Source organism: Streptomyces sp. NPDC058872, from assembly GCF_042743065.1.
Taxonomy (GTDB): Bacteria; Actinomycetota; Actinomycetes; order Streptomycetales; family Streptomycetaceae; genus Streptomyces.
Map to the genome: position 1 here is coordinate 162,869 of NZ_JBHYMK010000005.1, position 25,959 is coordinate 188,827.

Genomic DNA, 25,959 nt, shown 5'->3' on the forward strand with positions numbered 1-25,959 from the left:
TCGGGGTCTCCACCCCCTTTACGGAGCCTCGATCTCCGCGTACCGCTGGACCCACGCGTGCATGGCGATCGCCGCCGCGGCGCCCGCATTGATCGACCGGGTCGAACCGAACTGGGCGATCGAGCAGACCATCTCCACGTGGGCACGGGCCTCCTCCGTGAGCCCCGGCCCTTCCTGCCCGAAGAGCAGCACACAGCGACGGGGCAGCACGGTCCGCTCCAGCGGAACGGCGCCCGGCAGGTTGTCGATGCCGATGACGGGCAGGCCCTCGGCCGCCGCCCAGGAGGTCAGCGACGCGGTGTCCGGATGGTGCCGGACGTGCTGGTAGCGGTCGGTGACCATGGCGCCCCGCCGGTTCCAGCGGCGTCGGCCCACGATGTGGACCTCCTTCGCCAGGAAGGCGTTGGCGGTCCGCACCACCGACCCGATGTTGAAGTCGTGGCCCCAGTTCTCCACCGCCACGTGGAAGTCATGGCGCCGGGTGTCGAGGTCGGCGACGACCGCCTCGTGCCTCCAGTAGCGGTAGCGGTCCACGACGTTGCGCCGGTCGCCGCCGGCCAGCAGCTCGGGGTCGTACCGCCCGTCCCGCGGCCACGGCTCCGGGTGCGGCCCGACGCCGATCTCGGGTCCGAACCCTTCGTCGTACTGGATCGGCTCGGACTGTTCTTCCGTGGTGCTCACCCGACGAGGGTACGGGGAGCGGGCTCCTCACCCGTACGGCGCTGCTCGGGCACCGGCTCGACGGGGGACCCGGTGGAGGGCCTGCGCAGCAGTCGGTCCCTGCCCCGGGTCACCCAGGCGCCCAGCGCGACGAGGAACGCCGTCGGCAGGAACACCGCATCGGCGGAGATCATCGCGAGGGAGAACACCGGCAGTCCGAGGAGCACCGCGATCCCCGCGTGCTCGGCCATCATCATGACGAGCAGGACGTTCTTGACCTTGCGGTTGAAGAGCGTGAAGGGGAAGGCGACCTGGACGACCACGGTGCCGTAGGTCAGCAGCATCACCATGATCCCGCTGGCGCCGAGCACCTCGGAGAGGGTCGGCCAGGGCGTGAAGTAGTTCAGGTGCAGCGGGTAGAACAGGGCGGTTCCGTCCTGCCAGCGCGATCCCTGGATCTTGTACCAGCCCGCCGTGGCGTAGATCAGGCAGACCTCCGCCATGAGGACGACGAGGGTGGCGTTGTGCGCGAGGTTGGCGAGGACGTCGAGCAGGGTGCGCGGTTCCCCGGGGACGAGCCGGCACACCAGCCACCACAGGCCGTGCCCGAGCCACAGCACCCACAGCAGCACCGGCACCCACCACTCGCCGGTGACGTCGCTGAACCAGGTGGCGGCGAGGACGAAGCCGCCGAGCACCACCCACAGCACGGGCCCGACGACATCACGGCGCGGAAGGCCCCCGGAGCGGACCTCACGGGCCTCACGGGCCGCTCGCCGGGCGTCGAGGGACCACACCCGTCCGCAGCGGGTGAAGACGAGGTAGATCGCGACGAGGTGGAGCACGTTGTCACCGCCGTCGCCCACGAAGACGGAGCGGTTCTGCAGCGAGAGCACGCCGACCATGAAGACCACGGACACGGCCCGGGTCCGCCAGCCCACCAGCAGCAGGGCTGCGGAGAGCACCGCGAGCCCGTAGACGGTCTCGAACCAGATCCGGCCGTCCGACCACAGGAGGGTGGTGAAGGCGCGGTTGTCGGCGATGAGCCGGTGCGCCATCCCCCAGGACCAGGGTCCCTCGGGGCCGTAGAGGAGGTGCCGGTGGGGAATCTCGCGCAGCAGGAACAGCAGCCAGGTCAGGGAGAAGCCGATGCGTACGATCGCGCTCTGGTACGGGGCGAGCGGTCGGCCGGTGACGGCCTGGACGGCACGGGCGAGACGTCGGTCGAGGGGCTCGCGGGGAGCTGCGGGCATGACGTGGGAGCTGCTCATCGGCCCGTCTCCGTGCGGCTCGTGCCGGCCCCGGCGGGCCGGTCGGCTTCGGTGACCTTCCACCACGGGAAGTCCCGGTGGGAGGGGGTCTTCTGCGATTTCTCGTCGCTCCACGGAGCGGCGGGGACGGCCCGGCTGACGGTGCGGAGCTGGATGCGCTGCGCAGCGGCGCCGAGGGGTCGCCCGTCGGTGCCTTCGAGGGCGTCGAGCCGGATCATCGCGATCCGGCGCATGTACTGCTCCGACAGGGTGCCGCGCAGACCACTGGGCCGGAAGTCGTCGTCGTGCGTGTTGAGGTAGAAGTCCACGGCCCGGCGGAGCTGGTTCTGCTGGGCGTGGCTGGGCATCGGGTTGTGGCGGATCTGCTCGATGTCCTGGGCGGTGAGGTCGATCCAGTCGGTGGTGCGGCGCCCCCCGTCAGCGGTGACGAGCTCGGCACGCACCTCGACGGAGAGGTTCGTCTGGAGCGGGTTGGGCGCGAAGAGCTTCCAGTTCTGCTCGAACTCGGGGTAGATCCAGTCGCCGACGGCCTCGCCGTGCCGTTTGGTCAGCGTGTTGGACGGGGCCACGTGGAGGAACACCATCGAGAGGTGGACGCAGACGAGCACGCCGGCCACGGCGAGCGCCACGGCGGCGACGACCTGGTAGGGCAGCGACAGCGCCATGATCCCGGTGCCGCCACCGGTTCCCCCGGGTGCGGGGCCGGGTGCGGGGCCAAGTCCGTCCCCGGTGCCGGCGGCCCGGGCTTCCTCGGGCTCCGAAAGGACGGTCCGCGGGTCGGCGGTGGATCCCCGCCCGTCGTCGCTCACCCCGACCGCGTCCTTCTCGACGTACGCGTCCATCCCGCCCCGATCCCGATCGACCCGCCTCGGTTATCCACAGGGTTGACACCATACGGGCCGTCGACCCACCATTGAAGTCATTCAACCGAACGATCGGTCGGTAGGGGATCTGATGACCGCAGTGACGGCAGGGACGGCAAGGACCACGGGCGTGCCCGGCGCGTCGGACGCGGCCATGGCGGCGGAGCAGGCCGCGCACGAGGCCGTGTTCGACGCCGCCGTCGCCGCCGACGAGCGGATCGAGCCGCGCGACTGGATGCCCGAGGCCTACCGGGCCTCACTCGTCCGTCAAATCGCACAGCACGCCCACTCCGAGATCATCGGCATGCAGCCCGAGGCGAACTGGATCACCCGCGCGCCTTCCCTGCGCCGCAAGGCCATCCTCATGGCCAAGGTGCAGGACGAGGCCGGTCACGGTCTGTACCTGTACAGCGCGGCGGAAACCCTCGGCACCAGCCGCGACGAGCTCCTCGACAAGCTCCACTCCGGCCGCCAGAAGTACTCCTCGATCTTCAACTACCCCACGCTGACCTGGGCAGACGTCGGTGCCATCGGCTGGCTCGTCGACGGGGCCGCCATCACCAACCAGGTGCCGCTCTGCCGCTGCTCCTACGGCCCGTACGCCCGCGCGATGGTCCGGGTCTGCAAGGAGGAGTCCTTCCACCAGCGCCAGGGGTACGAGGCCCTGCTCGCCCTCTCCCGCGGCACCGAGGCCCAGCACGCCATGGCCCAGGACGCGGTGGACCGCTGGTGGTGGCCCTCGCTGATGATGTTCGGCCCGCCGGACGACGAGTCCGCGCACTCCGCCCAGTCGATGGCCTGGAAGATCAAGCGCCACTCCAACGACGAACTGCGCCAGCGCTTCGTCGACATCGCCGTGCCCCAGGCCGAGGCCCTCGGCCTCACCCTCCCCGACCCCGACATCCGGTGGAACGAGGAGCGCGGGCACTACGACTTCGGCCCGATCGACTGGGCCGAGTTCTGGGACGTCCTCAAGGGGAACGGCCCCTGCAACGACCAGCGGCTCAACAAACGGCGCCAGGCCCACGAAGACGGCGCCTGGGTCAGGGAAGCCGCGGCGGCCTACGCGGAGAAGCACACCGGCAAGCACGGAGGGGCACAGGCATGACGAGCGACGGTTGGCCGCTGTGGGAGGTGTTCGTGCGCTCCCGCCGCGGACTGTCCCACACCCACGCGGGCAGTCTCCACGCGCCCGACGCGGAGATGGCACTGCGGAACGCCCGCGATCTCTACACCCGTAGGTCCGAGGGAGTGTCGATCTGGGTCGTCCCGTCGACGGCCATCACCGCCTCCTCCCCCGACGAGAAGGACCCCTTCTTCGAACCGGCCGCGGACAAGCCCTACCGCCACCCGACCTTCTACGAGATCCCGGAGGGGGTGAAGCACCTGTGACCGGCGCCGCCCACAGCACCGACACCCCCGTCGCCGCGGCCCTCGCCCTCGGCGACGACGCCCTCGTCCTCTCCCACCGCCTGGGGGAGTGGGCCGGCTCCGCCCCGGTCCTGGAGGAGGAGGTGGCCCTGGCCAACATCGCCCTCGACCTCCTCGGCCAGGCCCGGATCCTGCTCTCCCTCGTCGGCGACGAGGACGAGCTGGCCTACCTCCGCGAGGAGCGCTCCTTCCGGAACGTCCAGCTGGTCGAGCAGCCGAACGGCGACTTCGCCCACACCATCGCCCGCCAGCTCTACTTCTCCACCTACCAGCGGCTCTTGTACGGGCAGCTGGCCGCCGCCGAAGGCCCCTTCGCAGGCCTCGCGGCCAAGGCCGTCAAGGAAGTCGCCTACCACCAGGACCATGCCGAGCACTGGACCCTGCGCCTCGGCGACGGCACCGCGGAGAGCCACGCCCGGATGCAGCAGGCCTGCGAGGCGCTCTGGCGGTACACCGGCGAACTGTTCCAGCCCGTCGACGGCCTCGACCTGGACCTCACGTCCCTGGAGAGCGCCTGGCTCGACTCGGTCAGCGACGTCCTCGGCCGGGCCACCCTCACCCTGCCCTCCGGGCCGCGCACCGGCGCATGGGCCGCGGGAGCCGGCCGCCAAGGCCTGCACACCGAAGCCTTCGGACGGATGCTGGCCGAGATGCAGCACCTGCACCGCAGCCACCCGGGGGCGTCATGGTGACCATGACGGCCCTGGAGGAGGAACTGAGCCGGATCGCCGGCTCCGTTCCCGATCCGGAGCTGCCCGTCCTCACCCTGGAGGAGCTCGGCGTCATGCGGGGCGTCCGGGTCCTCGGTCCCGGACGGGTCGAGGTGTCGCTCACCCCCACGTACACGGGCTGCCCCGCCATCGAGGCGATGTCCTCCGACATCGAGCACGCCCTCCACGACCACGGAGTACCAGAGGTCTCCGTCGTCACGGTGCTCACCCCGGCTTGGTCCACCGACGACATCAGCGAGGAGGGACGGCGCAAGCTCACCGAGTTCGGCATCGCCCCGCCCCGCCCCCAGGGCCCGGCTGGTGGTCCCGTACCGCTGAGCCTGGCGATCCGCTGCCCCCACTGCGGATCCACCGACACCGAGCTCCTGAGCCGCTTCTCCTCCACCGCGTGCAAGGCCCTGCGCCGCTGCACCGCCTGCAGCGAACCGTTCGACCACTTCAAGGAGTTGTAGATGCTGCCCTCCGACACCGGACGGACCGGCTTCCATCCGCTCCGGGTGAGCGAGGTCGAGCGACTCACGGACGACTCCGTGGCCGTCACCTTCGCGGTCCCGACCGAACTCCACGAGGCGTACCGCCACCTCCCCGGCCAGCACCTCGCCCTGCGCCGCATCACCGAGGACGGCACGGAGGTCCGGCGCACGTACTCGATCTGCGCCCCCGCGTCCCCTCCCGGCGAGCCCCCCGTCCTGCGGGTCGGCATCCGGCTCGTCGACGGCGGGTCGTTCTCGACGTACGCCCTCAAGGAACTGGCCGTCGGGGACTCGGTCGACGTCATGGAACCCATGGGCCGGTTCACCCTCGCCCCGCGCGCCGGCCAGTTCGCGGCCGTCGTCGGGGGCAGCGGCATCACCCCGGTCCTGTCGATGGCCGCCACTCTGCTCGCCCGCGAGCCGGAGGCCCGGTTCTGTCTGATCAGGAGCGACCGCACCGCGGCCTCCACGATGTTCCTCGACGAGGTCGCCGACCTCAAGGACCGCTACCCGGACCGCTTCCAGCTGGTCACGGCCCTGTCCCGGGAGGAGCAGCAGGCGGGCCTGCCCTCGGGCCGCCTCGACCAGGAGCGGCTCACCGCCCTGCTGCCGGCCCTCCTGCCCGTCGAGGCGATCGACGGCTGGTTCCTCTGCGGCCCCCTCGGCCTGGTCCAGAGTGCCGAGCAGGCGCTGCGCGACCTGGACGTCGACCGCCTTCGGATCCACCAGGAGATCTTCCACGTCGACGACGGTTCTGCCCCGACCTCGACCCCGGCGGCCGACGGTCCGGCACACGCCACGCTGACGGCCACTCTGCACGGCCGCTCCGGCACCTGGCCGGTGGACCAGGGCGAAACGCTGCTCGACACCGTCCTCCGCGCCCGGGCAGACGCCCCGTACGCCTGCAAGGGCGGAGTGTGCGGTACCTGCCGCGCCTTCGTCGTTGACGGGGAGGTCCGGATGGACCGGAACTTCGCGCTGGAACCGGAGGAGACCGACGCGGGATACGTCCTGGCGTGCCAGTCCCACCCGGCAACCCCAGAGGTGGAGTTGGACTTCGACCGCTGACCCTCACACACCTTGACGCCTGACGGCAGTCGAAGTGCCCCACCTGTCGACGGCGTTGGGCCCGGCGAGGTGCCGGCGCCGCCATTCCCTTCCCTGAGAACCTGTTCTATGTTGACGATCCGTCAGAAATGTGGGTCGGCAACGGGAGGGCAGTGTCGTGGACTTCACCTTCACCGAAGAACAGCAAGCGGCCGTCGAGGCGGCCAAGGCGGTCTTCTCGGGCGTCACGCCCGACGCGGTCCCCAGCCCCGCCCTCACCCCAGGTGCCGTGGCCGAGGACCTCGACCGACCGCTCTGGTCCCGCCTCGCCGCCGCTGACCTCCTCGGTCTCGCACTGGCCACCGAGCACGGCGGCGCGGGCCTGGACCCCGTCGCCCTCTGCCTCGTCCTCCGCGAGTCGGCCCGGGTCCTCGCCCGCGTACCGCTCCTGGAGACCAGTGCCGTCGCCCTGACCATCGACCGATACGCCCTCCCCCACGTCTCCGCCGAGCTGCTGCCCCGCGTCACCCGCGGCGAGCTCGTCCTCACCGTCGCCGCCCACGGACGCACCGGTCACGAGTCCGCCGACCATGCCGTCAGCGCACGCCGCGAAGGCGCCGACTGGATCCTCGACGGCCTCCACACAGCCGTCCCCTGGGCTCACGGCGCCGACATCATCGCCGTACCGGCATGCAGCGGTGACGGCCGCACGCTCCTCGCCCTGGTGCCTCGCGCCCAGGAGGGGCTGGTGCTCAGCGACCAGTACTCCACCAGCGGCGAACTCCTCGCCCAGCTGCGCCTCGACGCCGTGCGGCTCGACGCCACCCGGATCATCGACGCTGATGGCGCCTGGGAGCGGCTGCACGCCATCCTCACCACCGGGACCTGTGCGCTCGCCCTCGGCCTCGGCGAGGCCGTGCTCACCATGACGAGCCAGTACACCGGAAAGCGCGAACAGTTCGGCCACCCCGTGGCCACCTTCCAGGCCGTAGCCGTCCAGACCGCCGATCGCTACATCGACCTGCGTGCCATGGAGGCCACCCTTTGGCAGGCCGCCTGGCGCATCACCCATGAGGCCAACGGGCGCCTCCCCGCCGCGGGGGACATCGCCGTCGCGAAGATCTGGGCCTCCGAGGGGGTGCGCCGCGTGGTGCAGACCGCCCAACACCTCCACGGCGGCTTCGGTGCCGACACCGACTACCCGCTGCACCGCTATCACGCCTGGGCCAAGCACCTGGAACTGTCCCTCGGCCCCGCCGCGGCCCACGAGGAAGCCCTGGGAGACCTGCTGGCCAGCCATCCCCTCGGCTGACCGGGGCGAGGCGGGCTCAGAGGACGAAGGCCGGGCTGCTGCTCTCCGCCACCATGGGACGCCCGGCACCGTCCCAGGCGAGCATCCCGCCGTCCACGTTCACCGCGTCGAAGCCCTGACGCACCAGATACTGCGTGACCTGAGCCGAGCGGCCGCCCACCCGGCACACCACATAGGCGCGACCGCGCTCGGCAACGGCTTCCGTCACCTCGCCGAAGCGGCCCACGAAATCACTCATCGGGACGTGCAGCGCCCCTTCGACGTGACCTGCTGCCCACTCGTCGTCCTCCCTGACGTCCAGCACCAGGGCATCGACCGGCACGGAAGCCACGTCCACCGAGGGCAGGGGGGAGAAATTCATGGAACAAGCCTTCTCTCTTCGAAACCGCCCGAAGAACTCGAGCCCACGGAAAACCTACTGCACCAGCTCCGCGAGCTCGGCCTCCCGCTGGGATACCTGTGCGAGCAACTGCTCGGCGATCTCCTCCAGGAGCTGGTCCGGATCCTCCGGCGCCATCCGCAGCATCGCGCCGATCGCGCTCTCCTCCAGCTCCCGCGCCAGCCCCGACAGCATGTCCTTGCGCTCGGCCAGCCACTCCAGGCGCGCGTAGAGCTCCTCGCTCTCGCTGAGCCGCTCCGCGACCGGCACCGGCCCGGCCTCCCACTCCGCAGAGAGCTCGCGGAGCAACGCTTCGTCGCCACGCGCGTACGCGGCGTTCACCCGTGTGATGAACTCCTCGCGCCGCCTCCGCTCGTCCTCCTCGCGGGCCAGGTCGGGGTGGGCCTTGCGGGCCAGCTCGCGGTAGAGCTTGCGGGCCTCCTCGCTGGGGCGGACCCTCTTCGGCGGCTGGACGGGCCGGTCCGTGAGCATCGCAGCGGCTTCGGCGGACAGACCGTCGCCGTCGATCCACTCGTGGAAGAGCTCGTCGACGCCGGGCATGGGCAGGACCGCCGCCCGTGCCTCCTGGGCCCGCCGCAGGTCCTCCGGGTCTCCGGTCCTCGCCGCACGCGCCTCGGCGATCCGTGCATCGAGCTCATCGAGCCGCGCGTACATCGGGCCGAGCTTCTGGTGGTGCAGCCGCGAGAAGTTCTCCACCTCGACCCGGAAGGTCTCCACGGCGATCTCGAACTCGATCAGCGCCTGCTCGGCCACCCGCACGGCCTGTTCGAGCCGTGCCTCGGGCCGCTCCTCGGAGCCCTGCTGATCCGAAGCCTGCGCCCCGTCGGGCAGCTCGTCCGCGGGCAACGCGCCCCTGGGCCGCTCGTCGCCGGGTCCTTCGTCCACACCCTGGTCCACGCTCACGTCCACGCCCGCCCAGTCCTCGTTCCACCTCGTCCCACCCCAGCCTACGGGCCTTCCGGGGAGGCCCTTCCTCCCTCCCCGTCCCCACCCCCTGCGCGTCGACGTCAGACGCCCAGCTCGGCCGCCATGCGACCGCTGCGAACGGCCGCGAGCAGGTCCGCGTGGTCGGCGGTGGTGCGGTCCGCATAGGCGACGGCGAAGGAGGCGACGGCCTCGTCGAGCTCCTCGTTCTTGCCGCAGTAGCCGGATATCAAGCGCGGGTCCGCGCTGTGGGCATGGGCGCGGGCGAGCAGGGCCCCGGTCATGCGCCCGTAGTCGTCGAGCTCGGCCGCGGTGAGCGCGGCCGGATCGACACTGCCCTTGCGGTTGCGGAACTGGCGCACCTGGAACGGGCGCCCCTCGACGGTCGTCCAGCCGAGCAATATGTCGCTCACGACCTGCATCCGCTTCTGCCCGAGCACCACGCGCCGTCCCTCGTGGCCGGCGTCCGGCGCGGCGAAGCCCGCGGCCGGCAGATGGGGCAACAGCACGGACGGTCGTGCCTCCTTCACCTGGAGCACCAGCGGCTCGCCCCGGTGGTCGAGGAGCAGCACCACGTAGGAGCGGGTACCGACGCTGCCGGTGCCGACCACCCGGAAGGCCACGTCGTGCACGGCGTACCGGGCGAGGAGCGGCAGCCTGTCCTCGGCCACCGTCTCCAGGTAGGCGCCGAGGGAAGAGGCGACCGCAGCGGCCTCGGCAGCCGGGACCCTCCGCAGGACCGGAGGAGCGTCGACGAACCTGCGGCCACCGCCTTCGGCATCCGTCAGCGCCTCGGTCGACCGTGCGGCGAACCGGGCGCTGGTGTTCTTGCGGGCCTTGGCGGAGACCCGCTCCAGGGTGCCGATCAGATCGTGGGCATCGGCGTGCGAGACGAGTTCCTCGTCGGCGATCGCGTTCCAGGCGTCGAGGGCGGGCATCCGGGCCAGCAGCCGCATGGTGTGCCGATAGGCGCCGGCGGCGTCGAAGGCCGCGGCCCGGCACACGTCCTCGCCGGCGCCCGTTTCGCGCCCGGCGAGGACGAGGGAGGTCGCAAGCCGCTTGAGGTCCCACTCCCACGGGCCCACGACGGTCTCGTCGAAGTCGTTGAGGTCGATGACGAGCCGGCCACGGGCGTCTCCGTAGAGGCCGAAGTTGGCGGCGTGCGCATCACCGCAGATCTGGGCGGCGATCCCGGTGACGGGCGTCCCGGCAAGGTCCTGGGCCATCAACCCGGCGGAGCCGCGCAGGAAGGCGAAGGGGCTGGCCGCCATCCTGCCGACGCGAATCGGCGCGAGCTCCGGAACCCGGCCCCGGCTCGATTCCTCGACGGCGCGCACGGCGTCCGGGCGGTCGGCGGCCATGACCGACCGCGCGTGGGAGGAGCGGGGCACCCGCTCGCGCAGCAGCTTCCCGCGTTCCTTGGGGGAGTCACCGGCACCGGGGACGGCGCGGCGCGCGAACCCCGGCGCCTGTGGGACGCGCGCCCCGCCCTGCTCTTCATCCGTACCGCGCTGCGCTGGCACGACGGCCCGAATCCCGTTCATTGGGACGCCCTCCCCGGTGCAATGACCCACATCATTCGGCCCTGACCGTACCCCTCTACACGATCGGCCGTCTTCCCCTGTGGACAACGGCCGTCCGGACCTGTGGACAACCCGGGAACACCTCCGGCGACCGCACTCACCGGCTGCGTACGGCACGTCCTCAGACCGCGACGGCTTCTTCCGCCTCCTCCTCGGCCTCGGCCCGTTCTCCGTCGCCGGACCGGGCCTCCGCCAGGGCCCCGCGCCGCTTCTCCGCGAGCCCGGCGACGACGACGAGCGCAGCCCCGGCGAGGAGCCAGAGGGTGAGGACCAGGACGTGGCCGGCGATCCGGTGTCCGTCGAAGTAGACGTGGCTGCGGACGCCCTCGACGAAGCCCGCTCCGTTCCAGAAGGCGTGCAGCGCACCGAAGAAACCGGGCTGGAGCTCGGGTCGGTAGATGCCGCCGGAGCTGGTGAAGTTGAGCATCACGAACAGCACCATCACACCGAGTGTGGTCCAGCGGCGCAGGAAGGTGTGCAGGCCGATGCCGATGGCGAGGATGCCCGCCGCGTACAGCCAGGACATCGCCCACACCCCACCGAGTCCCCGGTCGACCAGGTGGAAGGCGGGGCCGGCGAAGAGGGCGCCGATCAGGCTGACGACGAGCGACGTTCCGGCGGCGAGGAGGGCCCTGGTCCGCATGGGCAGGACGGCCCCGACCCCGCCGATGACGGCGACGGAGGCGTACGCGCCGATGCTGAGGGCGACGAGCAGGAAGAAGACGCCCTGACCGGTGGGGTCGCCGGAGGCCGTGGGGGCGAGGTCGGTGACCTTGAGCGGCGCGTCCTGGGCGGCGGCGACCTCGGTGAACGCCTTCTCGACGGCCATCGCGCTGGTGTCGGAGGAGGCCGAGGCGACGAGGAGCTCGGGCCGCTCGCCCGGCAGGTAGGCGCCGAAGCTGCGCTGCTCGCGCAGGGCGGAGACGGCTGCGCCCCGGTCGGCGACGGTACGGACGTCGAGGGCGCCGTCGGCCTCGTCCTGCAGGGTCTGCGCGAGGACCTGGGCGGTCGTGCCGGAGCCGACGACGTCGACCCGCAGTCCATGGGGCTCGGGAGCGTGGAAGGCCCCGAGGTAGGCGAGCCCCATGCCGATGCACATCAGCAGGGGGGTGAGCAGATGTCCGAGGACGTGCCGCAGGGCACCGCCGGTGTTCGGTCCTGCTGACACCGAGACCTCCATCGTTGGCTTTTGCAACTAAATAACCGTTGTACTATACAACTCAAAGTTCACGGCAAGCCACCGGCGACCACGCGACGGCGGGCGCCCGAACGACACCGGGGAGCAAGGATGACCGGCGGCGCACAGCCCTCCCGCGAGGCGTCCATCGACGTCATCCAGCGCGAACTGACGGCCTTCGCCCGCCGCGCCCGCGCCGCAGCCGCCCGGGTCCACCCCGAGCTCCCGCTCGTCTCGTACACGCTCCTCGCCCACATCGAGGAGGAACGCGGCTGTCGCGCCACCGACCTCGCGGCGCACTACCTGCTGGACAAGTCGACGGTCAGCCGCCAGCTCGCAGGCCTGGAGAAGCTGGGCTTCGTCGAGCGCCGCCCGGCCCCGGACGACCACCGGGTACAGGTCCTCCATCCCACCGAGGCCGGCTCCGCGGTCCTCGCCACGGCCCAGGCGAACCGCCAGGTCGCCTTCCAGGAACGCTTGGGGGACTGGCCCTCCGAGGACCTCGCCCGCTTCGCGGACTATCTGCTGCGCTACAACACCGCATCCACGTCCCCCTTCCCCGACACCCACTCGGGCTGACGCGTGCCGCTCACGGCAAACCGCTCCCCCGGGTGCCGGTAGCGGCCGGGGCGGGGTGGCGCCTCCGCTCCCACCGCTCCACACGCCCGAAGGCCGGCCAAGAACCGACCGAAGGCCGGTGACCGACGACCGGCGGCGTGGACTCGACCGTCCGACGGCCCCGCCGCCGGGCAGTCGCCCGCGCAAGCACCACGCCCCCACTGACCCAGCAGGGAAAAGCGAAACGGTCGGCATCGTGATCACGATGCCGACCGTTTCGTCTGGTGCGCGAGGGGGGAGTTGAACCCCCACGCCCTTGCGGGCACTGGAACCTGAATCCAGCGCGTCTGCCTATTCCGCCACCCGCGCATTGGGTGGTCTCCCTGCCCTCTCACTTTTCGGTGTGAGCGCCTGGCGACATCTGAAGATTAGCACGTCGCAGACCGTGGATTCACATCCCTTGTTTCGTCCCCGCTCCCGCAGAACAAGGAGAGGGGAGGAGGAGTGCGACGGAACTGCACGGAGTGCACGCCGGGAACGGCGGGGCAGCACCGAGAGGAGTGCACGGCGGGACGGGCGGGGAAGGAGCCCGGGGGGAAGGGACCGGCACGAAGGGACGCGGGGGAGGCGAAACGGGCCGGAGCCCGGAGAGGGCGACCGGAGGGACGGCGCGAGGACGACGCAGAGTCGGGGAAGGCGCCCGGGGCGAGTCGGAAGGAGCGGGAGGAAGAGGACGGACCACACCGGACTCGGGACCGAGCCTCCGCTCCCACAGCCGGGTGCGGGACACTGTCCACAGACCGCCCCTACGATCCGTGGGAAAACCTGTGAGGGGTGACACTCATCCACAGGGCAGAGAAGGGGAACCAGCCGATTTCCCGACGCGTGGATACGATCAGTAAGCAGTACCAGGGTGACAACGACGGAGGAGGTGCCCCATGGGAGTCCTGAAGCGTTTCGAGCAGCGTCTCGAAGGCCTGGTCAACGGCACCTTCGCCAAGGTCTTCAAGTCCGAGGTCCAGCCGGTCGAGATCGCCGGTGCGCTCCAGCGGGAGTGCGACAACAACGCGACGATCTGGAACCGCGAGCGGACCGTCGTCCCCAATGACTTCATCGTGGAACTGAGCACGCCGGACTACGAGCGCCTCAGCCCCTACTCGGGCCAGCTGGGCGACGAGCTCGCCGGTCTGGTCAGGGACTACGCGAAGCAGCAGCGCTACACCTTCATGGGACCGATCAAGGTCCACCTGGAGAAGGCCGACGACCTCGACACGGGCCTGTACCGCGTCCGGAGCCGCACGCTGGCGTCGAGTACGTCACAGCCCCAGCCGCCCGCCCCGGGACAGCAGCAGGGCCGCGGCGGTTACGGGTACCCCCCGGCCGGCGCTCCGCCCATGCCCGCCTCGCCACCGCCCGGCGGGCGCCCTGCGGGCGGCCCCGTGCCGCTGTCCGGCACGGGCGCCCACGCCGCCGCGGGCCCGACGGTGCGCCGCTGGATCGAGATCAACGGCACCCGCCACCAGATCTCCCGCTCGTCCCTGGTCCTGGGCCGCAGCACCGAAGCGGACGTGCGGATCGACGACCCCGGCGTCTCCCGCCGGCACTGCGAGATCCTGACCGGAACGCCCTCGACGATCCAGGACATGGGCTCCACCAACGGCATCGTGGTGGACGGGCAGCACACCACCCGCGCTACGCTCCGCGACGGCTCACGGATCGTCGTGGGCAGCACCACCATCATTTACCGGCAAGCCGAGGGGTGAAGCGGGGGCAATGTCAGAGCTGACCCTGACGGTCATGCGGTTGGGTTTCCTAGCCGTTCTGTGGCTGTTCGTCATCGTGGCCGTCCAGGTCATCCGTAGCGACCTCTTCGGTACGCGGGTCACCCAGCGCGGTTCGCGCCGCCAGGAGGCGCGTCCCCAGCAGAACGCGCGGCAGGCCGCCGCGCCCCCGCAGCAACGCGGCCAGCAGAGCTCGGGGGGACGTCAACGCCGCGGTGCCCCGACCAAGCTGGTGGTCTCCGAGGGCACCCTGACCGGCACGACCGTCGCCCTCCAGGGCCAGACGATCACGCTGGGGCGGGCCCACGACTCGACGATCGTGCTGGACGACGACTACGCATCGAGCCGTCACGCCAGGATCTACCCGGACCGGGACGGCCAGTGGATCGTCGAGGACCTCGGGTCCACCAACGGCACCTACCTCGACCGGACCCGCCTCACCGCCGCCACGCCGATTCCGCTGGGCGCGCCGATCCGCATCGGCAAGACCGTCATCGAGCTGCGGAAGTAGTACGAAAATGAGCGAGCGGAGCGAGCGAGCCGGGACGGTCCCCGCCAAAGGACGTGCCGTGCTCCTGACCGGAGCGACTGAAGCGACCGGTGTGACCGGAGCGACCGGAGGGTGGGCAGTGTGGGTCGAGACCGGCTGTACCCCGATGCAGCGGCAACAGGGCAGGTGCGCATGACTCTGTCCTTGCGATTCGCCGCGGGCTCGCACAAGGGCATGATCCGCGAGGGCAACGAGGACTCGGGCTACGCCGGGCCCCGGCTGCTCGCCATCGCCGACGGCATGGGCGGCCAGGCCGCCGGTGAGGTCGCCTCCTCCGAGGTGATCTCCACGCTCGTCACGCTCGACGACGACGTTCCCGGCTCCGACATCCTGACCTCGCTCGGTACGGCGGTGCAGCGCGCCAACGACCAGCTCCGGATGATGGTCGAAGAGGACCCGCAGCTCGAAGGCATGGGCACCACGCTCACCGCCCTCCTGTGGACCGGCCAGCGGCTCGGCCTCGTGCACGTCGGAGACTCCCGCGCCTATCTGCTCCGCGACGGCGTGCTCACCCAGATCACCCAGGACCACACCTGGGTGCAGCGCCTCGTCGACGAAGGCCGGATCACCGAGGAAGAGGCCACCACCCACCCGCAGCGCTCGCTCCTCATGCGCGCGCTCGGCAGCGGCGACCACGTCGAACCCGACCTCTCCATCCGTGAGGTCCGCGCGGGCGACCGGTACCTGATCTGCTCCGACGGCCTGTCCGGCGTGGTCTCGCACCAGACACTCGAGGACACCCTCGCCAGCTACCAGGGCCCGCAGGAGACCGTGCAGGAGCTGATCCAGCTCGCGCTGCGCGGCGGCGGCCCCGACAACATCACGGTGATCGTCGCCGATGTGCTCGACGTCGACGGCGGCGACACCCTCGCCGGCCACCTCAGCGACATCCCGGTCGTCGTGGGCGCCGTCGCGGAGAACCAGGCCCAGCTGAGCGACGGCGGGGCCATGCAGACCCCGGCCGGCCGTGCCTCCGGGCTCGGCCGCACCGCATCGCACCAGCAGCCGCCCGCCGGCGGCTTCGGCCCTCCCGGCAGTGGCGACGGCTACGGCGGGATGCCCCCGCAGGGTTCCTTCGACTCCTACGCGGACGACGACTTCGTCAAGCCGCGGAGCGGCCGGAAGTGGCTCAAGCGCTCCTTCTTCCTGGTCCTCGCCCTCGCGGTCGTCGGCGGTGGCCTCTACGGCGCCTGGCGTTGGACGCAGACGCAGTACTTCGTGGGCTCGAAGGGCCAGCACGTGGCGCTGTACCAAGGCATCAGCCAGGACCTGGCATGGGTGTCGCTCTCGAAGGTCGAGAAGGACCACCCCGAGATCGAACTCAAGTACCTCCCCGCCTACCAGCGGAAGCAGGTCGAGGACACGATCGCGGGCGGCAGCCTCGGCAAGGCCGAGACCAAGATCGCCGAACTGGCCGTGCAGGCCTCCGCCTGCAAGAAGGCGGAGCAGCGGCACGCCGCCGCCGAGAAGGCCGCAGACCAGGCCAGCGAGTCGCCGACCCAGCAGGCCGACGGCACCGCCACCCCTGATTCCACGCCCACCACAGCCGCTCCGTCCCCGGGTCCCACCCTCACCCCGGAGGAGCAGAAGCTGGCCTCGAACTGCGGCAAGCAGTAAGCACCCGTAGGGGGCCTGTCACCACCATGAGCGTTGTCACCAACACGACCACCATCGGCGCGATCGAAGCGCCGAGCCGGCGCAACACCGAGCTGGCGCTGCTGGCGTTCGCCGTCGTCATCCCGGTGTTCGCCTACCTCAACGTGGGCCTCGCGCTGGACGGCAAGGTCCCGGCCGGAATGCTCGGGTACGGGCTGGGCCTCGCGCTGCTCGCGGGCGTCGCGCACCTGGTGGTGCGGAAGTGGGCGCCGTACTCCGACCCGCTGCTGCTGCCCCTCGCCACCCTGCTGAACGGCATGGGCCTGGTGCTGATCTGGCGGCTCGACCAGTCTCCGCGGCTGATCTCGCTGGCCAAGCGCCAGTACGGCGCGTTCAGCGAGTCCGCGCCGAACCAGATGATGTACTCGGCGATCGGCATCGCCATGTTCGTCGGCGTGCTGCTGCTGCTCAAGGACCACCGGGTCCTCCAGCGCTACACGTACATCTCCATGGCCGCGGCCCTCGTCCTGCTGCTGCTGCCGCTCGTGCCGGGGCTCGGCACCGACAGCTTCGGCGCCAAGATCTGGATCCGCGTCGGCGGCTTCTCCATCCAGCCCGGCGAGTTCGCCAAGCTGGTCCTGGCCGTCTTCTTCTCCGGCTACCTGATGGTCAAGCGGGACGCGCTGGCCCTGGCCAGCCGCCGCTTCATGGGGCTCTATCTGCCCCGTGGGCGCGACCTCGGACCGATCCTGACGATCTGGGCGATCAGCCTCCTCATCCTGGTCTTCGAGAACGACCTCGGAACCTCGCTGCTGTTCTTCGGCATGTTCGTGATCATGCTGTACGTGGCGACGGAGCGGACCAGCTGGGTGGTCATGGGTCTGCTCATGTCCTGTGCCGGCGCCGTGGTCGTCGGCTCGACGGCGAGCCACGTGCAGTCCCGCGTCCAGGCCTGGCTCGACCCGTTCGAGTGCCTGAAGACGGCGCCTCCGAACACCAACATGGCGTACGCCTGTGACCAGATGACCCAGGTGCTGATGTCGTTCGGCTCCGGCGGCATCCTCGGCACCGGCCTCGGCCAGGGCAACTCGGACCTGATCCAGTTCGCCGCCAACTCCGACTTCATCTTCGCCACCGTCGGCGAGGAGCTCGGCCTGACCGGCGTGATGGTCTTCCTGCTCTTCTACGGTCTGATCATCGAGCGCGGCGTGCGCACCGCCCTCGCGGCCCGCGACCCGTTCGGCAAGCTGCTGGCCATGGGCCTCTCCGGCGCCTTCGCGCTCCAGGTCTTCGTCGTCGCCGGTGGTGTGATGGGCCTCATCCCGCTCACCGGCATGACGATGCCGTTCCTCGCCTACGGCGGCTCCTCCGTGATCGCCAACTGGGCCCTGATCGGCATCCTGATCCGGATCAGCGACACCGCGCGCCGCCCCGCGCCCACCCCCGCCCCGAACCCCGATGCCGAGATGACCCAGGTGGTCCGTCCGTGAACAAGCCGCTGCGCCGGGTCGCGATCTTCTGCGGCCTGCTCGTCCTCGCCCTGCTCGTCCGCGACAACTGGCTCCAGTTCGTCCGCGCCGACGAGCTGAACGCCAACCCGAAGAACCGCCGCATCCAGATCGAGCGGTACTCCAACGAGCGCGGCAACATCGTCGTCGACGGCAAGCCCATCACCGGCTCCGTCGACTCGCAGGACAAGTTCTACAAGTACAAGCGGACCTATGTGGACGGGCCCATGTGGGCCCCGGTCACCGGCTACGCCTCGCAGGCCTACGACGCCAACCAGATCGAGAAGATCGAGGACGGCATCCTCACCGGCAACGACGACCGGCTCTTCTTCGACCGCACCCTGGCGATGTTCACCGGCGAGAAGCGGAAGGGCGGCGACGTCGTCACCACCCTCAACGGCGCCGCGCAGAAGGCCGCCTACAAGGGCCTCGGCAAGAACACCGGTGCCGTCGTCGCGATCGAGCCGAGCACCGGCAAGATCCTCGCGATGGCCTCCACGCCCTCGTACGACCCCTCCACCTTCGCCGGCTACTCCGGTGAGGACGAGAAGGCCTGGGTCGCGCTGGAAGAGGACAAGAACAAGCCCAAGCTGAACCGCGCGATCCGCGAGATCTACCCGCCCGGCTCCGTCTTCAAGGTGGTCACCGCCGCCGCCGCGCTGGAGAACGGCAAGGTCACCGACATCAACGCGGCGACCGACACCCCCGAGGGTTGGAAGATCCCGCTCTCCGACCGGGAGATGGTCAACCACTCCGGCGGCTGTGCCAACGCCAGCCTCACCAAGGCCCTGGAGATCTCCTGCAACTCGGTCTTCGCCAAGCTGGGCGACGACGTCGGCCGGGACAAGATGGTCGAGATGGCGGAGAAGTTCGGCTTCAACTCCGAGCAGTTCACCCCGGTCCGCTCCTCGGCCTCCGTCTACGACAAGACGGCCGACCGCGGCGGCAACGCGCTCTCGTCCATCGGCCAGTTCAACACCGCGACCACCCCGCTCCAGATGGCGATGGTCACGGCGGCGATCGCCAACGACGGCAAGCTGATGAAGCCGTACATGATCGACCAGCTGCGGGCCCCCAACCTCGACGTGATCAAGCAGAACGACCCGGAGGAGATGAGCCGCCCGGTCTCCGCCGAGAACGCCCAGCTGCTCCAGCAGATGATGGAGAACGTCGTCACCCGGGGCACCGGCGGCAACGCCGACCTGAACATGGACGGCGTGAAGGTCGGCGGCAAGACGGGTACGGCCCAGCACGGCGAGAAGAACGCCAAGCGCCCCTACGCCTGGTTCATCTCCTACGCCATGACCTCCAAGGGCTCCCCCGTGGCCGTGGCCGTGATCGTCGAGGACGCCGCGGGCACCGATCGCGAGGACATCAGCGGCGGCGGCCTTGCCGCCCCGATCGCCAAGGCCGTCATGAAGGCGGTCCTCAAGACCCAGGGCTGAACCCCTGGATCCCGTACCAGCCAGGTACCGGTCAGGTATCAGCTACCGGCCCCGGGCAGAACCCATTCCCGGGGCCGGTAGCGTATGCGCGAACAGCACACACCGCCGGACCACCCATGGGTGCGGTCGGGACAGACGGAGAGGGCTGGATTAGCTATGGAAGAGCCGCGTCGCCTCGGCGGCCGGTACGAGCTGGGCCCGGTGCTCGGCCGCGGTGGCATGGCCGAGGTGTACCTCGCCCAGGACACCCGGCTCGGCCGCACCGTCGCCGTGAAGACGCTGCGGGCCGACCTGGCCCGTGACCCGTCCTTCCAGGCCCGGTTCCGCCGTGAGGCACAGTCCGCCGCCTCGCTCAACCACCCGGCGATCGTCGCGGTCTACGACACCGGCGAGGACTACGTCGACGGGGTCTCCATCCCGTACATCGTGATGGAGTACGTCGACGGGTCGACCCTGCGTGAGCTGCTTCACTCCGGCCGCAAGCTACTGCCCGAGCGCACGCTCGAAATGACGGTGGGCATCCTCCAGGCGCTGGAGTACTCGCACCGCGCCGGCATCGTCCACCGCGACATCAAGCCGGCCAACGTCATGCTGACGCGTACCGGCCAAGTCAAGGTCATGGACTTCGGCATCGCACGGGCCATGGGCGACGCCGGCATGACCATGACCCAGACCGCGGCGGTCATCGGCACGGCCCAGTACCTCTCCCCGGAGCAGGCCAAGGGCGAGCAGGTCGACGCCCGCTCCGACCTCTACTCCACCGGCTGTCTGCTCTACGAGCTGCTCACCGTCCGCCCCCCGTTCATCGGCGACTCCCCGGTCGCGGTCGCGTACCAGCACGTCCGCGAGGAACCCCAGCCGCCGAGCAACTTCGACCCCGAGATCACGCCCGAGATGGACGCCATCGTCCTGAAGGCACTGGTCAAGGACCCCGACTACCGCTACCAGTCCGCCGACGAGATGCGCGCGGACATCGAGGCGTGCCTCGACGGCCAGCCGGTCGCGGCAGCCGCCGCCATGGGCATGGCGGGTGCGCCCGGGTACGGCGGGGGCTACGGCGGCTATCCGCCGGAGGACCAGCCGACCACGGCGCTGCGCCAGACCGACCCGGCCGGCCAGACCTCGATGCTGCCGCCGGTCAACCCGGAGGACGGCGGCTACGGCTACGACGACCGTCCGGACCGTCGCCGCGGTGGTGGCCAGAAGAAGCCCAACCTCTCGACGATCTTCTTGGCCCTCGCGGGGGTCCTGGTGCTCATCGGGGCGATCTTCATCGGCATCTCCCTGACCCAGAAGAACGACCGCGACCAGCAGGTCACGGTTCCCCAGTTGGTCGGTCTGACGATGGAGACGGCCCAGGGCCGGGCGAACAACATCCAGGTGAAGGTGGAGCAGGCCGGCACCGAGCGCTGCGACCAGCCGAAGGGCTCCATCTGCCGCCAGGAACCGGCCGCCACCGGCCCCGGCGCGAAGATCGCCGTCGCCGACACGATCCAGGTGTACGTCTCCGAGGGCTCTCCGCTCGTCGAGGTGCCGGACGTCGTCGAGCAGTCCCAGGAACGGGCGGAGCAGCGTCTCAAGGACAGCGGCTTCAAGGTCAAGATCGAGCAGGAGGAGTCCGACGAGGACCCCGGCACCGTCCTGAAGCAGGACCCGGACGGCGGGACCAAGAAGGAGCAGAACTCCGAGGTCACGATCACCGTCGCGAAGAAGAAGCTGTCCGAGCTGCCCTCCGTCACGAGCCGGAGCTACGAGCAGGCCGCCGAACAGTTGAAGGCGATCGGGTTCACGAACATCTCCAAGGAGGAGGTCGACTCGGATCAGCCCGCGGGCACGGTCATCGACCAGACGCCTCAGGGACCGTCGAACCAGCCCAAGGACGTCCAGATCGTGCTGAAGGTCTCCAAGGGCCCGCAGGACACCCAGGTGCAGATTCCCGGGGGTCTGGCCGGCAAGAAGTTCAAGGAGGTCCGGGACCTGCTCCAGGACATGGGCCTGACGGTCATCCAGCAGAACTCCGACAAGGAGGACGCCATGGTCGTCGGTACGAATCCCCCGGAGGGTTCCACGGTCTCCACCTCCCAGCCGATCACCGTCTTCACCGTGGGCGGCGGGCGCGGGGACGGCGGCGGCTTCTTCGGCTGACGCCCGCCGGCGCACGGCGACCCACGAAGGGGCGGGCCCCGGTCATCCACTGCGGATGGCCGGGGCCCGCCCCTTTGCCTGAAGACGGCTCCAGCAGACCGGGAAGTCAGCCCAGCTCCGCCGGAGGGGTCCGGTCGTGGTCGACCCTCTCGGTGCGCTCCAGTTCGCCCCAGACGATGTAGCGGTAATCCGAGGTGTACATGGGCGTGCAGGTCGTCAGCGTGATGTAGCGGCCGGGCTTGGTCTTGCCGGACTCCTCGGGGACGGGCTGGAGCACGTCCACGTTGTACTTCGTGGTCTCGGGCAGGGTCTTGTAGACCTTGTAGACGTACCAGGTGTCCTTGGTCTCGAAGACGATCGGGTCCCCGGTCCTCAGCTGGTGGATGTTGTGGAACTTCGCCCCGTGCCCGTCCCGGTGCGCGGCGAGCGTGAAGTTGCCCCGTGCGTCCTGCGGGAGGGCGGACTCGATCGGCTCGGTGTAGTAGCCGGCGACGCCGTTGTTGAGGACGTCGCTGCCCGTGCCGCGCTTGACCAGGACCTCGCCGTTGCCCATGGCGGGCACGTGGAGGAAGCCGATGCCGTCCTTGGTGTCGAGCGCACCGGGGCCCTGGTCGGCCCAGTGGTCGCGGACCTGGGCGCCGTCCGCGTCGGCGACGCGGTCGGCCAGGACGTTCGTCCACCACAGCGAGTAGACGACGAAGAGTCCGAGCACCAGGCCCGCCGTGATGAGGAGTTCGCCGAAGACACTGATGATCCCGGCGATCCGGTTGCGCGCACGTGCCACTAGGTCGTCCCGTCGTCCCGTCCTGAGGTGTCGGGTCTCAGCCTACGAGCGCTTGGGGCTTTCCCTCGCTGCGCGGTCGCTCCTCGACCAGCTTCCCCCACACGATCATCCGATAGGTGCTGGTGAACTCGGGGGTGCAGGTGGTCAGCGTGATGTACCGGCCGGGGCCCTTGAAGCCGGACTGCTTGGGCACGGGGTCGATCACGGACACGTTCGAGGGCGAGGTCTGCGGCAGGATGCTGGCCATCTCGTACGTGTAGTAGGCGTTCCGGGTCTCGACGACGATCGGGTCCCCGGGCTTCAACTGGTTGATGTAGCGGAAGGGTTCGCCGTGCGTGTTGCGGTGGCCCGCCACGGCGAAGTTGCCCTCCTTGTCGGAGGGCATGGCCGTCTTGAGCTTGCCCGCGCCGTAGTGGCCGACCATGCCCTTGTCGAGGACCTTCGTCTTGCTGATGCCCTCGGCGATGGGGACGACGACGTCCAACTTGGGGATGTACATGATCGCGAAGCCCTCGCCGGGCTCGAAGGCGGACTCCGCTCCGGAGGCGCCGCCCTTGGACCAGGTGTCCTCGATCTGCTCCTTCGCCCGGTCCGTGGCCTGACCGGCGAGGACGTTCGTCCACCAGAGCTGGTAGGTGACGAAGAGCAGCATGACGACGCCGAAGGTGATGAAGAGTTCCCCGACCACCCGGCTGGCCACGACGCCGACGCTCTCCTTGGCGGCACGGGCGGCCCTCCGGGCCTCGACCCGGGTGAGCGGACGCCCCTCGGGAGCGGAGGGAGGGGGCGGGGAGGAACCGGCGGATCCCCGGGTCCTGCCGCGGCCGCCCTTGGCCGCGCGACGGCGCTCGGCCCGCCCGGGCCCCGCGGGTGGTGCGACGGCCGGCTCGGCGTGCTCTTCCACGGCCTGCAGGGGCATCGTCCGGTCCAGCCCGGACTGCGGGGCCCCTTCGGCCCCGCGAGGCCGGTACGGAGGCTCGTAGGGGCCTTCCTGGGTGACGCCCGCGTGGGGAGCCGGCTCCTCGTACGGGTACGGCTCGGGAGACGCGTAGGGCTCCGTGGGCGCGTACGACTCGGGGGACACGTACGGCTCGGGGGACACGTACGGCTCGGGGGACACGTACGGCTCGGGGGACACGTACGTCCCACTGCCCCCGTGGGGCTCGGCGGGCGCATGGGGCTCGGCGGGCGCGTACGCGTCTGCGGGTATCGGCTCGGATGCCGGGCCGTTCGCAGGCCGGAACCACGGCGAGCCCGTCGTCACGCGCCGGCCTTGCCCACCACCGGCGCGAGCCCCGTCGACCGGCTGACCGCCCCCTTGTCTCCGCACTGCTCCAGCCAGTTGGCGAGCATCAGGTGTCCGTGTTCGGTGAGGACCGACTCGGGGTGGAACTGCACTCCTTCGACGGGGAGTTCACGATGCCGCAGCCCCATGATGATGCCGTCCTCGGTCCGAGCGGTGACCTCGAGCTCGGCGGGCAGGGCGGCCGGCTCGGCGGCCAGCGAGTGGTAGCGGGTCGCGGTGAAGGGCGAGGGCAGACCCGCGAAGACGCCCTGGCCCTCGTGCGTCACCGGCGAGGTCTTGCCGTGCAGCAACTCGGGTGCCCGGTCGACGACTCCGCCGTACGCCACGGCCATCGACTGCATGCCGAGGCAGACGCCGAAGACGGGCACTCCGGTGTCGGCGCAGTGCCGGACCATGTCGATGCAGACCCCGGCCTGCTCGGGCGTGCCGGGCCCGGGCGAGAGGAGGACGCCGTCGAAGCCGTCCTGGGCATGGCTCAGCTCGACCTCGTCGTTGCGGAGGACTTCGCACTCCGCACCGAGCTGGTAGAGGTACTGAACGAGGTTGAAGACGAAGCTGTCGTAGTTGTCGACGACGAGAATTCGCGCGCTCACTGGCCGTCCACCGTCACATCGTTGAACGGAAGCAGAGGCTCCGCCCAGGGGAACACGTACTGGAAGAGGGCGTAGACGATCGCGAGGACCAGCACGACCGAGATCAGCGCCCGCACCCATGCGTTGCCCGGCAGATGCCGCCAGATCCAGCCGTACATGACGTCGACCGCCCCTTTCCGTTCGTTACGGGACCAGAGTACGGGGCGCGGGGGGCCCGGGGGGTCAGCTGTCCAAAGCCTGTGGACGGCCGTCGGTCACCGGGCGGGTGGCGTCCAGGTGGGCCCACGCGATCAGGCGGTGGCTGCTGCCCCACTCGGGGTCACAGGTGGTGAGGGTGAGGTAGCGGCCGGGCCCGGTGAAGCCCGACTTCCGGGGGACGGGATCGACGACGGCGGTGTCGGTGGGGACGGTCCGGTGGGGACCCCGGTCGATCCGGTACGTGTACCAGGCCGTGCCGTCGGTGAGGACCACCGCGTCGCCGGGGCGCAGCCGGGGGAAGTCCTTGAAGGGGTCGCCGTGGGTCCGGCGGTGGCCGGCGACGGCGAAGTTTCCGGTGTCGCCGAGCCGGGCGGTGCGGGGGTAGTGCCCGAGGCCCTGTTCCAGCACGCCGGGCCCGGTGCCTTCGAGGACGGGCCACTCCCAGTCGCGGCCGAAGCGGGGGACGTACATCACGGCGATGCCCCGGCCCGGCGCATAGGGCGTCTGCGTCCGGGCGGGTGCGGGCGTGCCGGTGGTGGGCGTGCTCGCCCACTCCTTCCGGAGGGTGTCGATCCGGGCGGAACCGGCCTGCTCGGCCCGGACGCCGGTCCAGTGGAGCAGGTACACGACGAAGAGGACGAGCAGGGCGCCCGCGGTGATGCACAGCTCGCTGAGACTCCGCACGACCCGTCGCACCGTCACGGCCCCGGCTCCCCCCGGTCGACCCCCTGCCCGGCGTCAGCCCGCCGGCTGCGCGTAGTGGAGGTCCACTGTGCCCGAGTACCCCGGAAGAGTCACCTTCTTGTGCTCGTCCACTTTCCAGCCGAGCCCGTACGCCTTGACGTACAGCTGGTAGTTCTGGAGCGCGGGGGAGTCGGCCAGCGCCTTGGTGAGCGCGTCCCGGTCGCCGACGGCGGTGATCTTGTACGGCGGGGAGTAGACGCGGCCCTGGAGGATCAGGGTGTTGCCGACGCAGCGCACGGCGCTGGTGGAGATGAGCCGCTGGTCCATGACCCGGATGCCTTGGGCGCCGCCGTGCCACAGGGCGTTGACCACGGCCTGGAGGTCCTGCTGGTGGATGACGAGGTCATTGGCCTGCGGCTCGGGGTAGCCGGGGGCGGCACGGGCGTTCGGAGGGGCGTCATTGAGGGTGACGGTGAGGCCGGAACCGGAGAGCTCGCTGGTTCCGGCGCCCGCTTCGAGCGCGGCGAGCTTCTCGTCCTCCGCACGCGTGGAGCCGTCGTCCCGGGCGGCGAGGGCGTCGACCTGGCTGCGGAGCACGGAGGTCGACTCGTCGAGGCCGGCGTTCTTGTGGCTGCGTTCCTCGATGAGGTCGGAGAGCCTGAGGAGCGAGGCGTCCGTACGGATGTTGGTGCCCTTGGCGGTGTTGAAGCTCGTGACGAAGATCAGTCCGGCGAGCGCGAAAACGGCAAGGGTGAGCACCCGGACGGGGCGCCACCTCGTGGTGCGGCCCGGCCCGCTGGGAGTGCCGGCGGAATTGCTCAACGTACCCTGATCCCCTTCGGTGCCGCGGAAGCACTACGCTAACGGACGCCTGGGGGACGTCACCGTCCTCCTTCGTCACATCCCGGCGCCAGCCACAGTTCCCTGCGCGGTCACGCA

At 70.5% G+C, this 25,959-nt stretch carries 26 protein-coding genes and 1 tRNA gene; 13 read left to right on the top strand and 14 right to left on the bottom strand.

Annotated elements, in window-relative coordinates; translation table 11 throughout:
• Nucleotides 1–18: 18 nt before the first annotated feature.
• From ACFW22_RS04960 to ACFW22_RS04970, 3 genes are read right to left on the bottom strand one after another with little or no spacing between them, the layout of a single operon-like run.
• Nucleotides 19–681: a TrmH family RNA methyltransferase gene (locus ACFW22_RS04960; protein WP_386398957.1), complete on the bottom strand. Its 663-nt coding sequence runs from the start codon at nucleotides 679–681 to the stop codon at nucleotides 19–21.
• The gene (locus ACFW22_RS04965; protein ID WP_386398960.1) at nucleotides 678–1,931 is read right to left on the bottom strand and encodes an HTTM domain-containing protein; all 1,254 of its coding nucleotides are present in this window, start codon (nucleotides 1,929–1,931) and stop codon (nucleotides 678–680) included. The genes ACFW22_RS04960 and ACFW22_RS04965 overlap by 4 nt, the downstream gene beginning before the upstream one ends.
• Entirely contained in the window at nucleotides 1,928–2,773 is an 846-nt protein-coding gene (locus ACFW22_RS04970) for a DUF5819 family protein (RefSeq protein WP_386398963.1), read from the bottom strand. The genes ACFW22_RS04965 and ACFW22_RS04970 overlap by 4 nt, the downstream gene beginning before the upstream one ends.
• A 112-nt stretch (nucleotides 2,774–2,885) precedes the next feature.
• On the opposite strand from ACFW22_RS04970, the gene paaA reads away from it, so the two are divergent.
• The 6 genes from paaA to ACFW22_RS05000 all read left to right on the top strand — a co-directional run bounded on the left by paaA (nucleotide 2,886) and on the right by ACFW22_RS05000 (nucleotide 7,788).
• On the top strand, nucleotides 2,886–3,902 hold the full coding sequence (paaA, locus tag ACFW22_RS04975; RefSeq protein WP_386398966.1) for a 1,2-phenylacetyl-CoA epoxidase subunit PaaA: 1,017 nt from the start codon (nucleotides 2,886–2,888) through the stop codon (nucleotides 3,900–3,902).
• Nucleotides 3,899–4,186 (top strand): 1,2-phenylacetyl-CoA epoxidase subunit PaaB, encoded by a 288-nt coding sequence (gene paaB, locus ACFW22_RS04980; RefSeq protein ID WP_017240349.1) that lies wholly within the window; start codon nucleotides 3,899–3,901, stop codon nucleotides 4,184–4,186. The genes paaA and paaB overlap by 4 nt, the downstream gene beginning before the upstream one ends.
• Nucleotides 4,183–4,917, top strand: a complete 735-nt coding sequence (gene paaC / locus ACFW22_RS04985) for a 1,2-phenylacetyl-CoA epoxidase subunit PaaC (RefSeq protein ID WP_386398970.1) — start codon at nucleotides 4,183–4,185, stop codon at nucleotides 4,915–4,917. Before paaB ends, paaC begins: the two co-directional genes overlap by 4 nt.
• On the top strand, nucleotides 4,911–5,408 hold the full coding sequence (gene paaD, locus ACFW22_RS04990; protein ID WP_386398972.1) for a 1,2-phenylacetyl-CoA epoxidase subunit PaaD: 498 nt from the start codon (nucleotides 4,911–4,913) through the stop codon (nucleotides 5,406–5,408). Before paaC ends, paaD begins: the two co-directional genes overlap by 7 nt.
• Nucleotides 5,409–6,497 carry a 2Fe-2S iron-sulfur cluster-binding protein gene (locus tag ACFW22_RS04995; protein ID WP_386398974.1) on the top strand — a complete coding sequence of 363 codons (1,089 nt, stop codon included), beginning with the start codon at nucleotides 5,409–5,411 and terminating at the stop codon, nucleotides 6,495–6,497. It abuts the gene before it with no gap.
• A 157-nt stretch (nucleotides 6,498–6,654) separates the two neighbouring features.
• On the top strand, nucleotides 6,655–7,788 hold the full coding sequence (locus ACFW22_RS05000; protein ID WP_386398976.1) for an acyl-CoA dehydrogenase family protein: 1,134 nt from the start codon (nucleotides 6,655–6,657) through the stop codon (nucleotides 7,786–7,788).
• A 16-nt stretch (nucleotides 7,789–7,804) separates the two neighbouring features.
• Here ACFW22_RS05000 and ACFW22_RS05005 read toward each other — a convergent pair whose 3' ends face one another.
• The 4 genes from ACFW22_RS05005 to ACFW22_RS05020 all read right to left on the bottom strand — a co-directional run bounded on the left by ACFW22_RS05005 (nucleotide 7,805) and on the right by ACFW22_RS05020 (nucleotide 11,863).
• Nucleotides 7,805–8,149, bottom strand: coding sequence for a rhodanese-like domain-containing protein (locus ACFW22_RS05005; protein ID WP_386398979.1), 345 nt, complete (start codon nucleotides 8,147–8,149; stop codon nucleotides 7,805–7,807).
• Between the two features lie 54 nt (nucleotides 8,150–8,203).
• Nucleotides 8,204–9,034 carry a hypothetical protein gene (locus ACFW22_RS05010; protein ID WP_386399063.1) on the bottom strand — a complete coding sequence of 277 codons (831 nt, stop codon included), beginning with the start codon at nucleotides 9,032–9,034 and terminating at the stop codon, nucleotides 8,204–8,206.
• Between the two features lie 161 nt (nucleotides 9,035–9,195).
• Entirely contained in the window at nucleotides 9,196–10,656 is a 1,461-nt protein-coding gene (locus ACFW22_RS05015) for a DUF2252 domain-containing protein (RefSeq protein ID WP_386398982.1), read from the bottom strand.
• A 160-nt stretch (nucleotides 10,657–10,816) separates the two neighbouring features.
• The gene (locus tag ACFW22_RS05020; protein ID WP_386398985.1) at nucleotides 10,817–11,863 is read right to left on the bottom strand and encodes a hypothetical protein; all 1,047 of its coding nucleotides are present in this window, start codon (nucleotides 11,861–11,863) and stop codon (nucleotides 10,817–10,819) included.
• 120 nt (nucleotides 11,864–11,983) lie between these two features.
• Between ACFW22_RS05020 and ACFW22_RS05025 the strand changes: the two genes are divergently transcribed.
• Nucleotides 11,984–12,451 (top strand): MarR family winged helix-turn-helix transcriptional regulator, encoded by a 468-nt coding sequence (locus ACFW22_RS05025; RefSeq protein WP_386398988.1) that lies wholly within the window; start codon nucleotides 11,984–11,986, stop codon nucleotides 12,449–12,451.
• 261 nt (nucleotides 12,452–12,712) lie between these two features.
• Here ACFW22_RS05025 and ACFW22_RS05030 read toward each other — a convergent pair.
• Nucleotides 12,713–12,799: transfer RNA gene (locus ACFW22_RS05030), tRNA-Leu, on the bottom strand.
• Between the two features lie 569 nt (nucleotides 12,800–13,368).
• Between ACFW22_RS05030 and ACFW22_RS05035 the strand changes: the two genes are divergently transcribed.
• The 6 genes from ACFW22_RS05035 to pknB all read left to right on the top strand — a co-directional run bounded on the left by ACFW22_RS05035 (nucleotide 13,369) and on the right by pknB (nucleotide 21,455).
• Nucleotides 13,369–14,193 (top strand): FhaA domain-containing protein, encoded by an 825-nt coding sequence (locus tag ACFW22_RS05035; RefSeq protein WP_386398990.1) that lies wholly within the window; start codon nucleotides 13,369–13,371, stop codon nucleotides 14,191–14,193.
• Nucleotides 14,194–14,203: 10 nt separating this feature from the next.
• Nucleotides 14,204–14,722: an FHA domain-containing protein gene (locus ACFW22_RS05040; protein WP_386398993.1), complete on the top strand. Its 519-nt coding sequence runs from the start codon at nucleotides 14,204–14,206 to the stop codon at nucleotides 14,720–14,722.
• A 171-nt stretch (nucleotides 14,723–14,893) separates the two neighbouring features.
• Nucleotides 14,894–16,378 carry a Stp1/IreP family PP2C-type Ser/Thr phosphatase gene (locus ACFW22_RS05045; RefSeq protein ID WP_386398996.1) on the top strand — a complete coding sequence of 495 codons (1,485 nt, stop codon included), beginning with the start codon at nucleotides 14,894–14,896 and terminating at the stop codon, nucleotides 16,376–16,378.
• A gap of 26 nt (nucleotides 16,379–16,404) precedes the next feature.
• Nucleotides 16,405–17,847, top strand: coding sequence for an FtsW/RodA/SpoVE family cell cycle protein (locus ACFW22_RS05050; RefSeq protein ID WP_384886377.1), 1,443 nt, complete (start codon nucleotides 16,405–16,407; stop codon nucleotides 17,845–17,847).
• Nucleotides 17,844–19,310, top strand: coding sequence for a peptidoglycan D,D-transpeptidase FtsI family protein (locus ACFW22_RS05055; protein WP_386398999.1), 1,467 nt, complete (start codon nucleotides 17,844–17,846; stop codon nucleotides 19,308–19,310). Before ACFW22_RS05050 ends, ACFW22_RS05055 begins: the two co-directional genes overlap by 4 nt.
• Before the next feature lie 156 nt (nucleotides 19,311–19,466).
• A complete protein-coding gene (gene pknB / locus ACFW22_RS05060; protein WP_386399001.1) occupies nucleotides 19,467–21,455 on the top strand; it encodes a Stk1 family PASTA domain-containing Ser/Thr kinase in 1,989 nt (662 codons plus the stop codon).
• A gap of 106 nt (nucleotides 21,456–21,561) precedes the next feature.
• On the opposite strand, the gene ACFW22_RS05065 is transcribed toward pknB, so the two are convergent.
• The 6 genes from ACFW22_RS05065 to ACFW22_RS05090 all read right to left on the bottom strand — a co-directional run bounded on the left by ACFW22_RS05065 (nucleotide 21,562) and on the right by ACFW22_RS05090 (nucleotide 25,842).
• Nucleotides 21,562–22,239, bottom strand: a complete 678-nt coding sequence (locus ACFW22_RS05065; protein ID WP_386399004.1) for a class E sortase — start codon at nucleotides 22,237–22,239, stop codon at nucleotides 21,562–21,564.
• A 37-nt stretch (nucleotides 22,240–22,276) separates the two neighbouring features.
• Nucleotides 22,277–23,503: a class E sortase gene (locus tag ACFW22_RS05070; RefSeq protein ID WP_386399007.1), complete on the bottom strand. Its 1,227-nt coding sequence runs from the start codon at nucleotides 23,501–23,503 to the stop codon at nucleotides 22,277–22,279.
• Nucleotides 23,500–24,138 carry an aminodeoxychorismate/anthranilate synthase component II gene (locus ACFW22_RS05075; protein ID WP_386399009.1) on the bottom strand — a complete coding sequence of 213 codons (639 nt, stop codon included), beginning with the start codon at nucleotides 24,136–24,138 and terminating at the stop codon, nucleotides 23,500–23,502. Before ACFW22_RS05075 ends, ACFW22_RS05070 begins: the two co-directional genes overlap by 4 nt.
• Entirely contained in the window at nucleotides 24,135–24,296 is a 162-nt protein-coding gene (locus tag ACFW22_RS05080) for a hypothetical protein (protein ID WP_386399012.1), read from the bottom strand. Before ACFW22_RS05080 ends, ACFW22_RS05075 begins: the two co-directional genes overlap by 4 nt.
• Nucleotides 24,297–24,360: 64 nt before the next feature.
• On the bottom strand, nucleotides 24,361–25,038 hold the full coding sequence (locus ACFW22_RS05085) for a class E sortase (RefSeq protein ID WP_386399014.1): 678 nt from the start codon (nucleotides 25,036–25,038) through the stop codon (nucleotides 24,361–24,363).
• Between the two features lie 36 nt (nucleotides 25,039–25,074).
• The gene (locus ACFW22_RS05090; protein WP_386399016.1) at nucleotides 25,075–25,842 is read right to left on the bottom strand and encodes a DUF881 domain-containing protein; all 768 of its coding nucleotides are present in this window, start codon (nucleotides 25,840–25,842) and stop codon (nucleotides 25,075–25,077) included.
• Between the last annotated feature and the right edge of the window lie 117 nt (nucleotides 25,843–25,959).